This is a genomic window from Enterococcus sp. FSL R5-0957 (assembly GCF_038008005.1).
GTDB classification, from domain to species: domain Bacteria; phylum Bacillota; class Bacilli; order Lactobacillales; family Enterococcaceae; genus Enterococcus_B; species Enterococcus_B faecium.
The window spans coordinates 1,886,127-1,898,578 of the sequence record NZ_JBBOYG010000001.1; the positions used below are offsets into that span (position 1 = coordinate 1,886,127).

10 protein-coding genes, 1 tRNA gene and 2 pseudogenes are annotated in these 12,452 nt (G+C 36.6%); 2 read left to right on the forward strand and 11 right to left on the reverse strand.

Features of this window, described 5'->3' with window-relative positions; genetic code table 11:
* The first annotated feature begins 276 nt into the window (after positions 1 to 276).
* Positions 277 to 918, forward strand: a complete 642-nt coding sequence (locus MKX69_RS09180) for a uracil-DNA glycosylase (RefSeq protein WP_341009898.1) — start codon at positions 277 to 279, stop codon at positions 916 to 918.
* Positions 919 to 979: 61 nt separating this feature from the next.
* Here the strand turns inward: MKX69_RS09180 and MKX69_RS09185 are convergent, their stop codons facing one another.
* The 5 genes and pseudogenes from MKX69_RS09185 to MKX69_RS09205 form a co-directional block, all read right to left on the reverse strand.
* Positions 980 to 2,611: a SulP family inorganic anion transporter gene (locus tag MKX69_RS09185; RefSeq protein ID WP_341009900.1), complete on the reverse strand. Its 1,632-nt coding sequence runs from the start codon at positions 2,609 to 2,611 to the stop codon at positions 980 to 982.
* A gap of 122 nt (positions 2,612 to 2,733) precedes the next feature.
* On the reverse strand, positions 2,734 to 3,093 hold the full coding sequence (locus tag MKX69_RS09190; protein WP_002323271.1) for a DUF1304 domain-containing protein: 360 nt from the start codon (positions 3,091 to 3,093) through the stop codon (positions 2,734 to 2,736).
* A gap of 158 nt (positions 3,094 to 3,251) precedes the next feature.
* Positions 3,252 to 3,325: transfer RNA gene (locus MKX69_RS09195), tRNA-Arg, on the reverse strand.
* Positions 3,326 to 3,633: 308 nt separating this feature from the next.
* Entirely contained in the window at positions 3,634 to 4,317 is a 684-nt protein-coding gene (locus MKX69_RS09200) for an O-methyltransferase (RefSeq protein WP_002288107.1), read from the reverse strand.
* A 127-nt stretch (positions 4,318 to 4,444) separates the two neighbouring features.
* Positions 4,445 to 4,962: pseudogene (locus tag MKX69_RS09205) on the reverse strand (signal peptidase I).
* A 262-nt stretch (positions 4,963 to 5,224) separates the two neighbouring features.
* Between MKX69_RS09205 and MKX69_RS09210 the strand changes: the two are divergent.
* Positions 5,225 to 7,019: pseudogene (locus MKX69_RS09210) on the forward strand (hypothetical protein).
* A 44-nt stretch (positions 7,020 to 7,063) separates the two neighbouring features.
* Here MKX69_RS09210 and MKX69_RS09215 read toward each other — a convergent pair.
* The 6 genes from MKX69_RS09215 to dltC form a co-directional block, all read right to left on the reverse strand.
* A complete protein-coding gene (locus MKX69_RS09215) occupies positions 7,064 to 8,068 on the reverse strand; it encodes a lipoate--protein ligase (RefSeq protein WP_341009901.1) in 1,005 nt (334 codons plus the stop codon).
* A 10-nt stretch (positions 8,069 to 8,078) separates the two neighbouring features.
* Positions 8,079 to 8,819 (reverse strand): MBL fold metallo-hydrolase, encoded by a 741-nt coding sequence (locus MKX69_RS09220; RefSeq protein ID WP_341009903.1) that lies wholly within the window; start codon positions 8,817 to 8,819, stop codon positions 8,079 to 8,081.
* Between the two features lie 69 nt (positions 8,820 to 8,888).
* A complete protein-coding gene (locus MKX69_RS09225) occupies positions 8,889 to 9,692 on the reverse strand; it encodes a DUF975 family protein (RefSeq protein WP_002288098.1) in 804 nt (267 codons plus the stop codon).
* Positions 9,692 to 10,774, reverse strand: coding sequence for a M42 family metallopeptidase (locus MKX69_RS09230; protein WP_341009904.1), 1,083 nt, complete (start codon positions 10,772 to 10,774; stop codon positions 9,692 to 9,694). The genes MKX69_RS09225 and MKX69_RS09230 overlap by 1 nt, the downstream gene beginning before the upstream one ends.
* 140 nt (positions 10,775 to 10,914) lie before the next feature.
* Complete coding sequence (gene dltD / locus MKX69_RS09235) at positions 10,915 to 12,183, reverse strand: D-alanyl-lipoteichoic acid biosynthesis protein DltD (RefSeq protein WP_341009905.1); 1,269 nt, start codon at positions 12,181 to 12,183, stop codon at positions 10,915 to 10,917.
* A gap of 2 nt (positions 12,184 to 12,185) precedes the next feature.
* Complete coding sequence (dltC, locus tag MKX69_RS09240) at positions 12,186 to 12,419, reverse strand: D-alanine--poly(phosphoribitol) ligase subunit DltC (protein ID WP_002288092.1); 234 nt, start codon at positions 12,417 to 12,419, stop codon at positions 12,186 to 12,188.
* Between the last annotated feature and the right edge of the window lie 33 nt (positions 12,420 to 12,452).

Here is a 12,452-nt window from a genome sequence, read left to right on the forward strand (position 1 = left end):
AATTGTATAATTAATCACAACACTTTGAAAACGTTTTTAAAAAATGACTTTGCAAATTTTAAACTACTTCACTCAAAAATTATTTGTAAAAATAAAGTCCATAGGTATTATTTCCATTTTTACCGAAGCGCGAGAACAACTTGATAATCAAATGCTCTCTTTTTCCTGTAAAAAATTTGATTTCGATAAACATTAATATTGATATTTTTCTCTTGATTTAATAAAAATATCCGTCATTATAGAAGAAAGAAACAAAACAGAAGCGGAGGAATTTCTATGGATTATCCAAAAGAATTAGCAGCTGCTGTGCAACATGTCTCTCGCAGCTATCCTTTAGAAGGATTCATTGCTGGTCAAGGTCCTCTTCACCCTAAACTAATGTTAGTTGGCGAGGCACCTGGTAAAACCGAAGTCGAAAATCATATCCCGTTTAGCGGACAAGCCGGTAAAGAATTGCTGAATTACCTTTCTAAAGCTGGTTTAACACGTGAAAATGTTTATATTACTAGTGCGGTTCGAAGCCGACCTTATCGTGTCGTTCAACGAATAAATAAACGAACAAAACAGCAAGAAATTGTTTATCCTAATCGAACGCCAACCAAAGCAGAAGTTTTAGCCCACGCGCCGATTCTTGACTATGAGATCAAGCAGGTTCAACCTCAATTGATTGCAACATTAGGAAATATCGGACTGCAGCGTTTACTTGGCAAAGAATATACGGTTACCAAAAATCATGGTCAACTCTATACAGGGCCTGTCTTACAATTAACAGAACAAAAGGATGCCTACGAATGGTCAGAAAAAAACTATCGAATTCTTCCACTTTTTCATCCAGCAGCTATTTTCTACAATCGCTCCCTTGTACCTGTTATCCATCAAGACTGGCAAGTACTAGCTTCACTTTTACAGCAAGATTAAAAAGAACAGACAAGACCATAAAATCTTCAGTTTACAGTCTTGTCTGTTCTTTTTCATTGTTTTAATGGCTAATTGCAGTATATTTCGCATGTAAAGCTGTCAACGCATGAGCAACTGTTTGATGTTGATGCGTGAATGTATGTTCCCACAAGTGAGAAAGTTGTTTTTCTACTTCTGGCTGCAAGGAAGTATAGATAATCGTTTGTCCTCTTTGCTCTGCTTTTTCTTGAAATTCATCAAAAACTGCACGTGCCGTCAAATCAATACTTGGTACGCCTCGCATGGAGAAAATGACACCATCGTGATGATTTAGTTCTTCCAATTTATTTTTGAGTTTTTCTGAAGACATAAAAAACAGTGGACCACTAATATACACTACTGTCCAGTTATTCAGCTTTTCCGTTTCTGGCAGCCTCATTCTTTGCCAATCGATCGTTTCTAATGAAATCGTGATAGCAGCGCTTTTGACAACAAAAAATACACAGCCGCCGATCACCCCGATCACGATAGCAATACTTAAATCAAAGATAACTGTACAAATCATCGTAAGGATAAACAATAGAACTGCTGACCAATATTTATTAGTAAATAGCTCCTTGATCGTTTCCCATTCATTCATACGCCAAGCCGTCACGATCAAAACACCTGCAAGTGCAGGCATTGGAATCTGTGACATCACTGGCGCAAAAACAAGCATGGAGAGCAGTAAGACAACTGCATGTATCATACCAGCTAATCTAGTTTGTGCACCAGATTTGATGGCCACGCTTGTACGGGCGATGGCCGCAGTAGCAGGAATCCCGCCAAAGAAAGGAAGCAACAGATTTCCAATTCCTTGCGCCATTAATTCTTGATTGCTATCTAAGGGCTTATTTGCCATTCGGCCAGCCGAAGCACCACATAGCAAGCTTTCAATCATTCCTAATAAAGCAATGCTAATAGCTGGAACTGCCACTTGTTGCAAGGCAGAAAAGCTAAAATCTCCCATATTCAAACGATTACTACTGATCAATGTTTGTGGAATCTTACCCACAGTTGCTACTGGTAAATGGAACAATAGCATAACTGCTGTTGCCAAAATGATAGCCAGCAGCGAACTAGGCATTCGTTTCGCCCATTTTTTTGGATAGGTAAACATCCCTAAAATGACTAGCCCTCCCATGATCAAAGAGGCTGTGTTTATCGGAAATCCTATCGTTTGATAACTACTTAGTTTTTCAATAACGTTTGTACCTTCCGAGTGAACACCAAATAAATTATCGATCTGACCTAATGCAATAATGATAGCAATACCTGAAGTAAACCCCGTAATTACGGGTGCTGGGATAAAAGAAGTCAGTGTTCCTAATCGGAAAAGTCCTGCTGCAAGTAAAAATAGACCCGCTAAAAAAGTAGCAAGCAATACACCTTGCATTCCCTTTGTTGCCGCAATAGACATCAAGATAGCTGCCATCGCACCTGTCGGACCTGATATTTGATAAAAACCGCCTGATAAACCGCCAATAACGATACCGGCAATGATAGCCGTAATCAAACCTGCGGCCGCATCAGCTCCGCTTGACACCCCAAAAGCCAAGGCTAAAGGCAATGCTACAGCAGCTACTGTGATCCCAGCCAAAAGATCTTTCTGAAATCTTGAAAGATCATAACCTGAAAATTCTTTTTTTAGTGAGGAAACATAATTTTTGAACACCTATCTAACTCCTTTTTCATGAAATTTTCTAAAATACCATTCATTAGAATATCATATTTCATGAGATAAAGTAATATTTTTCACAAAGTTTCCTGTTAGATAAATTATTATTTTTTCTATATTTATAAGAAAATAGAAAGCAATGCCAACAGAGCTAGCCCACCTTGTTTGAGTAAAATCCAACGATCGCTAGTCAAACTGCCATATAATGCAACAAAAAAAATAGATATTAATAGCATACTTGTGATTTCTTTAGATGCGGAAGAAAGATAAGCTCCATAAAGTAGTCCCACTCCTAATAGTCCATTGTACACTCCTTGGTTCTTAAACAATGTTTGAACAGATTTTCTGCTTAACTCTTCTTTACTCATTTTAAAAACCCTACTTGTCGTGTCAGAATCAGTTCTCACCGTTTCGATATACATGATATAAAAAAATTCAATTGCAACTAGAGTCACTAAAATTTTCGATAGTATCGTCATATCTTCTTCCTCTTTTCTGATGAATTTTATTTTTTTGCTCCTTATAATTGTACTCGATAAGGATGTTTTTTTATTTTATTTGCCTTTGAAAACAAACAATATTGGCACAAAAAACAAAGAAAAACCGTTAGAAGCCTCAGTTTCTAACGGTTTTTTAGCGTCACAGGAGGGATTCGAACCCCCGACCGTCCGCTTAGAAGGCGGATGCTCTATCCAGCTGAGCTACTATGACAAGAATCAGCGGAACATCAATAATTATAGATAATTAAATTGCTTCTGTCAATACGAAATAGTTATTTAATTAGCAAATAATGAATTATTTTGGCCCAACTACTAAATCAATCTTTTAAAACGAGACATTCTCCTTCAGCTGTTCTAAGGTTATCAATTGAAAACAGGAGCTACATTGACTTCATGCTACTCCTGTTTATTTAGATTTCCTGTATCCTTTAATTGACTTACAAATATAGAAACTTTTACATCAAGTTCGAATTGAGCCCTCGATTCAATCGATTATCTACAGGCTGCCATAATCATGTATCACAACTCGATTGTTTCTGATTCCTTTGTCATTAAGATCACACCATCACCTAATGGCAAGATTGTCGATGTCAAATCGGGATGATCCATCACAACACGAAGAAATTCATTTAATTTACGATGGATAGCTCGTTTGCCACGGGGAATCTCTTCATCTGGGAGCAAGATCGTTCCTCCTTGGAAGATGTCATCTACCATCAAAACGCCACCTTTTCTTAACAAACGTAAGCATTCAGGTAAAAATTCAATATATTTTGATTTTGCACTATCCATAAAAATAAAGTCATACGGACCAGACAACTCCGGCAAGATATCTGCTGCTTGACCTTCAAGCAAAGTCACTTTATCTGTCAGTCCTAGACGTTCATAGTTTTTTTTAGCTTTCTCGATCATAACATCGAAACGATCAATTGTCGTAACATGAGCGTTTTCTCCGATTGTCGTGGCCATGACACTTGATGAAAAACCGATAGCTGCTCCGATCTCCAAGATTCGTTCAGGCTGAAGCTGTCCAAGTAAAAATTTCAAAAATACAACTGTTTCATGGGGAATAACTGGTACTTCTGCTACATGAGCTTCTTCTTCCAGTTTGCCTAGCTCACCCGGTAATTTTTTTTGCTGGGTACGCATAAAATCCAATAGTTCTTCTTTGACTACAGGACGATGCATCATTTCATTGCGCATACTACTCCTCCTCTTCACACATTATACGAACAACTGACTAAATCTACAAGCTGCATGATTGTTTTCTCGTGTTTCATGTTCAGAAGAGTCGTTGGATCTCTGGAATACATTTATGTTTTTAACATTCTTACAAAAATTTCTGTGTTCGTCTCCGCTTCTTTTTCAACTCTACAAAAGTATTCCATGCTGTGATTCCTGTTAGGCAAAAAGCAATCGTAAAGAATAACCCCTGAATCCATGCAAATGCCGTTTTTGAAAGGACTAGTCCAATATATGGAATCTGAAAGATGGGACTACCGATAATATTTCTCTTTTTTACTACTCCAGGCTCAATATAAGTCTTTGTATCAGCTTTTGTATAAAAATCTTCGTGGTTGTTTTCAACGGCTATTACGCGACGCGTCGAGATTTTTTTCCTGAATTTTCATAATATGTAATAATATCTCCGACTAAAATCTCATTTGTATTTTTCGGTCGTACATATATCAGATTTCCTTGTGCATAATATGGACTCATTTCTTTGTCCTCAATAATATAAGGAGTCAAACCAATAATTCGGGGAACCAAGACGACGAGAAGAATAAGAATTAAAAATATAATCAACGTTATAGAACTTATAAAAGTTATTTTTTTGTAATCAGGCATCGTTTTCAACTTCTTTCTTTATTTAATCCTTCTTAATCATATAATAACGATAAATTTTTTTCAAATTATAGCTGTAAAAATATTTCCCTTTAATAATTACATGTTTCTAATTCTATTTCCTCATCTTTATCTCATTTTTTATTATAAATAATTGACGTTATTTTAAAAAACGTTTACCCTAACATTACAAGTTTTAGAAAGGAATACCTTTATGGCTTTTTTTAATAACATATATAATAAAAAATAATCTTTTTATTTACGTATAAAGTGGAGCATAATTATTATATTATCATTGTTATTTTTAACAGGAATTACTTATTTCTTTTATTTTATTTTTTCTCCTGCGGACAGCAATCAAATGAAAGAAATAAAAGATTCGTGGGTTTTCTATACAAAAGATGATCCTGATTTTAAGTTTGACAGCAAGTACACTCGTACGATTCCTACCGTGGATAAAGACGAAACATTCATTATGGAAACGACACTTGAAAAACCGTTGGACGAAGCAAATTTACTAATCAAAGGAAACCATCAATGGATTACTGTATATCTAGGCGAAAAGATTTTATACCAACGGAAAGATTATCAGGAAGAAAGCAATCCCGGACTCTCATTGGCTGTGATAGATTTACCAGCAAATTATATCGGAAAAAAATTGACCCTTACAGTCTCATCTCCTTATCAGAACTATGCTGGACTGCCACCGAAAGTTTATCTAGGAACAACTGGACCATTGATTAGTTTTATTTATTCACAATCAGTGCCGCAAGTATTGACGATGATAATCGCTGTTTTTATCGCTATAGGGACCTTTTTCTATACGATCTACTTGATGTATAAACAAAAACGTCTTGAATACTCACTTATTCTCTTAAGTTGCTTTGCTTTGGCATTAGGATTTGAAGCTGTATCAGAAGATATTTTAAGTGGTATTCTTTTTGAACCATTCGTTCATTCTTTTTTATCTCATTTATTTATTATCTTAACGTCAGCTTTCATCATCTGCTACTATTGGAGCCGAATGTTTTACTATAAAAAATGGTACGGAATTTTTTGTACGTTCCAACTTTTGATTTTTATCGGCGTTCTGCTTTATGCAACTTTTACTCCTGCAGAACTTCCTGAATTAATGCCGATTGCTAATATTGCTAGTGTTATAAGCACTTTAGTCACTTCACTTGCATGCATTGGCGAAGCATATAAGAATAACCGTTTTTATGTAGCTTGTACACCTTGGATCGTCTTGGTAGCCATTATCCATTGCTTGATTTACATCCAAACGGCATTAGGTATCTATCAAACAACGATCAATTGGTCTACGATTTTATATATTATCATTCTAATCGTTATTATCAGCTTACAATCTAATCGATCACATCTTAAATACCGACAAAGATCGGAGACAAGTAGATTTCTTAAAAATCAAAAATGATTTGTTGGAGCAACATTATGAGCAGCTTCGACAGCATATCCAAGAAGTAAATACACTTCGCCTGGAATTTGTCCAAGAGATGGAGAATCTGCAAGATTTAATGCATACGGACCAAACAAAAGCTAAAAACTATGTGGAAAAGATATTAGAAGAAGCAAAAAATTTCGAAATGCTGTGTTCTTTTTGCAACCACCAGGTGACAAATCTTATCTTAGCGCGTTACCAGAAGTTAGCTGCCAAACGGAATATTCAGATAACCTTCCAAGCAGATCTTCCCGAAGAACTTCCTATCAACGATGACGATCTGGCTCAACTTTTGATCCACGCTTTAGAGCATTCCTTTAGAGAAACTCATGCCATCGAAAATCCACTGTATCGAAAAATTTATTTGTCGATACACGAACAAGAGGAACATTTCGTCATTTGTTGCGAACATAGTGCACATTACGATACAAACCTATTTAGTCGAGGCATCACAGAAGAATTAGATGATCAGGAACGTTTTGACTTAATGATGATGAAAGACGTAGCGGATCGTTACACAGGAACACTAACGCAGGAAAAAGATACTTTCATTGATCGGATCACTGTTCAACTCTCTCGAAATTACCCGAATCCTGTATAAAAAATAGCGGAATCCATATATGTGGATTCCGCTATTTTTTATTTTCAATAAAGTAAGGTAAGTAATTCTTCTGGTTCTATCGCACCAAAATATTTCTTCACATCAATTTGGCTGACTATTTTTGATAGAGATGCTTTATCATATTTCTGTCCAACCAATTTTTTTTCCACGTCAGAGATATCTCCTAGTCCGAAGAAATCGCCAAAGATTTTTGCTTCTTTGATCATTCCTTCTGAGACATTCAAATGGACTTCAATCGAACCGATAGAAAAACGTTTTTGGCGAGAGAAATTGAAATCTGGAGACTTCCCGTAATTCCAATCCCAATTTCGATAATATTCCTCAGAGATTCGATTGATTTTTTTCCAATCTTCATCAGTCAATTCGTACGTTTTTACTTCTTCTACTGACTCTACGCCGAAAATTTTCAACAAGATTTCTTGACGAAATTCTTCTGTTGTCATTTTTTGCTTTTCTTCTGGAAGAAATGGTTTGATATTCGTTACACGAGAACGGATCGATTTGATTCCTTTTGATTCGATTTTGTCTTTTTTTACTTTTAATGCATTGACTACTTCATTGATATCAGAGTCGAACATAATTGTTCCATGAGCAAACATCCGACCGTTGGTAGCATACATCGCGTTGCCAGAAAATTTCATGTCATCAATGACTAGATCATTTCGGCCTTTCAATTCCGCCCCAGCAACACCCGATTCATGAAGTGCTTGGATGATTGGCTGTGTTACTTTCGCAAAGTCACGGAATGAATCCCCATCATCAGGCATGATAAAACTAAAGTTCAGGTTTCCAAAATCATGGTAGACAGCTCCGCCTCCACTTAAGCGACGGACAACATGAATGCCATTTTCTTCCACATAATCTCGATTGATTTCTTCAAGCGTATTTTGGTTTCTGCCGATGATGATTGAAGGTTCATTGATATAAAAGAGCAAAATAGGTTCATCTAAAGGCATTTCTTGCAGCAAATATTGTTCAATTGCTAAATTGATTCTTGGGTCGTGGTTTTCATTTGGTACAAAAATCATGTTCTTCCTCCTAAATGTTAAACACTTTATCAACTGCAGCAAGTTCTACATCAATCCCTTTGCCTGCTGCCTTTTGCGCTTCATTTTTCAATTGTTCTAAATCACCAAACTGAGGTAGGTGTGTAAGTACAAGTTTCTTTACGTTAGCTGATTTCGCAAGTTCTCCAGCTTCTTTTGAAGTGAAATGGGCATGATGATGTTCATTTCCTTCAAAAAGATAGGTATCTGCTAGAAACAAATCAGCATCTTTCGCAAAATCAGCGAAACTTTCCAAATAACCTGAATCACCTGTAAATACGAATACTTTCCCCGTTGTTTCTTCTACGATACGCATGGCGTAACATACTACTGGATGGATTGTTTCCATAAAAGTAATCAGAAAAGGACCAATTTTTAATTCTTCAGCTTCAAAATAAGGATATCCTTTTGAGACATTTTCCATCGTCAATTCTTCAAAGTGAATGGAATCTTTTGTGTGTCCATAAATTGAAAGCAATGTCTCCGGATTTCTCTTAGGATGAAGTTGCCAGTAATACTGTAATACGCCAAGGTCAGCAATATGATCATGATGATAATGGCTAAGGATCACAGCATCTAGATCAAGTGGATCAAGGTGTTCTTGTAATTTGATCAGTGTAGCACTACCTGCATCGATCAACAAATTGAACCCGTCAGATTGAAGCAAATAACCTGTTGTCCCTTGATTTTTATAAGGATACGCTCCTAAGCATCCTAAAACAGTTAATTTCATCGTACATTCCCCCTCAAAGATTTATCCTGCCACAAAAGTTATTTTTTTGATGAATAAACTGCTTACATCCTAAGTAAAATAGGCGTCTGGACCTCCTTTTTCAATCCGTGCTTGTTCATAAAATTCTGCAACTGACACATTCACATAAACAATGACCCACAAAAGACCGATGAACAAAGCGATTGCTCCTAGCAAATACCAGCCGATAAAAGACAGCTGCAACAAAATATACGTACCAATTCTATCTTTCAATAAAAACCAGCCATATTTCAAACATTGAATAACCGACAAATCAGGATAGTCGAACTTTGTCCATGCAGCAAATTGGAATAAACCGCCAACAATACTCATGATGAGTGCTGAAACAAAAATCATCCCTATCATCGATAAAACAAAGCTGATATCAAGAAAATCTTCTGGCATGACACCCGTAGGTACCGCATTTGAACTGAAAAGCAGCTGCATATAAGTACTCACTCCGCTGATTAAAAACATGGGCAGAAAGATTAAACTGTTGAGTAGCCAGTTGATGACTGAATTGATCAAATTGATGCCAAGTATCGAACCAAAATACTTTCTTTGGAAAACTGAAAATAAAAGGTTACTTTTTGGTCTGCCACCCCGTACAACTACTAGCGCAATGTAAAACAATGCATAGTTGAATGCGAATAAAAGTAAATTATCGACTAGAAAACTCAATAAGTGCTGCTGCATGCTTTCTTCCGGAAAAGGACTGAAACCGTCAAAAAAGTTCTGGATGACGCTCGTAAATATTATAGATAAGAAAACAAGCCAAGTATTGATTCCCCATTGATTTTCCAAAGAAACTCGTGCTTTTTTCCGATATTCAGAAATAGGTATTCTATTATTCATTATTCATAACTCCGAATTTTTTCAACTGTTTCACTATCAAGCCGTTTCACTAATTCTGTGACTAGTTTCACTGTATTCAAATAATCATCTTCATGAATCACTGATGTATGGGAATGCAGATAACGAACAGGAACGGTAATGGCTACAGACGGAACACCATCTCTTGTCAAATGCATTTGTCCTGCATCAGTTCCTCCGCCAGAAATCACTGTATATTGGAATGGAATATCCATTTCCTCTGCTACATCAATAACAAAATTCAATAATTTTTTATGCGGGATCATAGATGCATCAAAAATCAAAATCTGTGGGCCTTTTCCTAAAATCGAATCTGCTTCTTTTGGTGTCATTCCTGGAGTGTCTCCTGCTGTACCAGTATCTAAAGCAAAAGCAATATCGGGATTTACAAGGTGTGTACTTGTTCGAGCACCTCGCAAGCCTACTTCTTCTTGCACATCGCTTCCTGCGAATAAAACATTTGGGTGTGCTTCTTTAGATAGATTCTCTAATACTCGCAGAGAAACAGCTGTCCCGATACGATTATCCCATGCTTTTGCCAGTAAATATTTACTGCCATTCATTCGTTTGTATTCAATATATGGAGTGACCATATCTCCAGGACGTATGCCCCACTCTTTGGCTTCTTCTTGGCTTGATGCGCCAATATCAATGAACATATCCTTTATTTCATAAGGTTTATTTCTTACTTGAGGTGTTAAAACATGTGGTGGTTTGGAACCAATCACACCGTGGACGATTTTCCCTTCACGTGTTTTGATTTCAACTTGCTGAGCAAGCATGACTTGCCCCCACCAACCTCCAAGAGTTTGGAATTCCAAGAATCCTTTTTCGGTTATTTTTGTTACCATAAAACCAACTTCGTCCATATGTCCAGAAATAAAGACCTTGGGGCCTCCGCCAGCACCATGTTTGGCAATCACACTGCCTAAACCGTCATAAAAAATATCATCAGCGAATGGTTTGGCATATTCTCTGAATACTTCTCTTACCTCTTCTTCATTTCCAGGTACTCCTTTTGCAGAAGTTAAATCAATAAGTAGCTGTTCTTCTTTTGTATTCAAATGTTTTCCCCCATTTCTATATTCATATTGTGATTATACCATTGCTTATGATTTTTGTTCAGGCAAACTTGGTATTTTTATCTTTTATTCAGAATATTCAAAAATAAAGAAAACAAGCGAGCAACACTCGCCTGTTTTCTTTATTTTAATTGTAGTTTATCTGGTATTTGATGTTGCCAAGATTTGCTAAAAAAAGCATCGTCAAGATGATACTTACTAGCAGTAATATGATTTTCTTCTAAAAACGGTCTGATCTGTTGATTTGCAGCCAACCAGCCTTTCCAGCCTAGATGGATCGTGTCTTCCATAAAATAGTTGGTACCCGCTTGATTGACAAAATCAGCTATTCGATTGAATCCTTGGCTATTTAATTGAAATTTGATCTTTTTGGCAAATCCTTGTAACATTTCTTGAGATAGTCCGGTATAATCGCTCCATTTCTCGTTAACCGGTGGGATGATGAACAATACTTCGTTATGGTTTTTTGCTAATTGATCCAAGACCAGCTGAAAATCAGAAAATTCTGGCGAAAAACGATAATCCCAATTTTTTTGTGACTGTTTGAGCTCTGGCTCGTGGGCTCGGATACGATGCGTATAAAAATCGTTTTTCAACCCGAATGGATTATTCGTCGTTTCTCGTTCTCCAATTTGATTTGCTAAAATGGATAATTCTGTTTCTTGGTATTGTTTTGGTAATCGTTTTGACTCATGATCGATTTTTTGCTGTCGATCTTTCAACCCAATATTGCTGAATACTTCATCCTCTCTCTTCAGCATGTTCCATTGGCTGCGCAGCTGATTCAAAGATTCAGGTAAAGGTAGCTTCCCTTTTTTGATCGTTTGCAGAATCGCCGTCAACGTATCATTCTCTTTTACTTTTGAGAAAGTTAATAATCTTCTAGCTAAATAGCGATCAGCAGGCGTTACTTTCTTCATTGAAAACAACCAGTCGTATGTTTGAAGTTCAGAATAATACGTATTAAAGTAATCAGTTTTTACACCATTTTTAACGAACCACTGAGGAGAAATAATAAAGACGACTTTCTTGTTTTTCATAGCATCTCCTGCAGAACGCATCATCATATATTGGCTTAACGATTGTGTCCCGGGTGCTCCCAGCAAAAATGGACGATAGTTTCGCTGGTATTTTTCTGCCAGAACAGACGGATGAAATGGACTGATTCTGCTTAATTCACTTGAGCCAAAAAAAGGAATATATTGTTTTTCAGATAATGCATAATTTTTTATCGCATCTCCTTTCAACACGTTCACTGATATGGAAGAAGAGGCACGTCTAATCGTTTCTGGATTAGAGATATCTACTTGATAGGAGGAGGTAAAAAACACAAACAGTAAGCCAACAGCTAAAACAACCGGGCCGAAAATAGCAAAAAGTTTCTTTTTCATACTCAACCCTTCAATGCAGTTGCTTGTTGAATGATTTTATTCGGTGTGCTCCAATCCTCTCGCTCGAATTCAGATACAGGGACTTGGATATCCAGCTCTCCGTCTAGCTCGACTAATAATTGAACAGATGCTAAAGAATCAAGCAACCCTTCATCAAATAGATCAATATCACGATTTTTTCTTACTTCATCTGTTCCTGTTATTTCTTCTAAGATTGATAAAATTTGTTCTTCCATTTTCCTTTTCTCCTTTGTTATATAAATTAATAT

What these genes read in the sequence shown, in the direction of transcription:
- MKX69_RS09180 (WP_341009898.1), top strand. Translation starts at nt 277, where the DNA reads ATGGATTATCCAAAAGAATTAGCAGCTGCTGTGCAACATGTCTCTCGC.
- MKX69_RS09190 (WP_002323271.1), bottom strand. Translation starts at nt 3,093, where the DNA reads ATGACGATACTATCGAAAATTTTAGTGACTCTAGTTGCAATTGAATTT.
- MKX69_RS09200 (WP_002288107.1), bottom strand. Translation starts at nt 4,317, where the DNA reads ATGCGCAATGAAATGATGCATCGTCCTGTAGTCAAAGAAGAACTATTG.
- MKX69_RS09215 (WP_341009901.1), bottom strand. Translation starts at nt 8,068, where the DNA reads ATGATTTTTGTACCAAATGAAAACCACGACCCAAGAATCAATTTAGCA.
- MKX69_RS09220 (WP_341009903.1), bottom strand. Translation starts at nt 8,819, where the DNA reads ATGAAATTAACTGTTTTAGGATGCTTAGGAGCGTATCCTTATAAAAAT.
- MKX69_RS09225 (WP_002288098.1), bottom strand. Translation starts at nt 9,692, where the DNA reads ATGAATAATAGAATACCTATTTCTGAATATCGGAAAAAAGCACGAGTT.
- dltD (WP_341009905.1), bottom strand. Translation starts at nt 12,183, where the DNA reads ATGAAAAAGAAACTTTTTGCTATTTTCGGCCCGGTTGTTTTAGCTGTT.
- dltC (WP_002288092.1), bottom strand. Translation starts at nt 12,419, where the DNA reads ATGGAAGAACAAATTTTATCAATCTTAGAAGAAATAACAGGAACAGAT.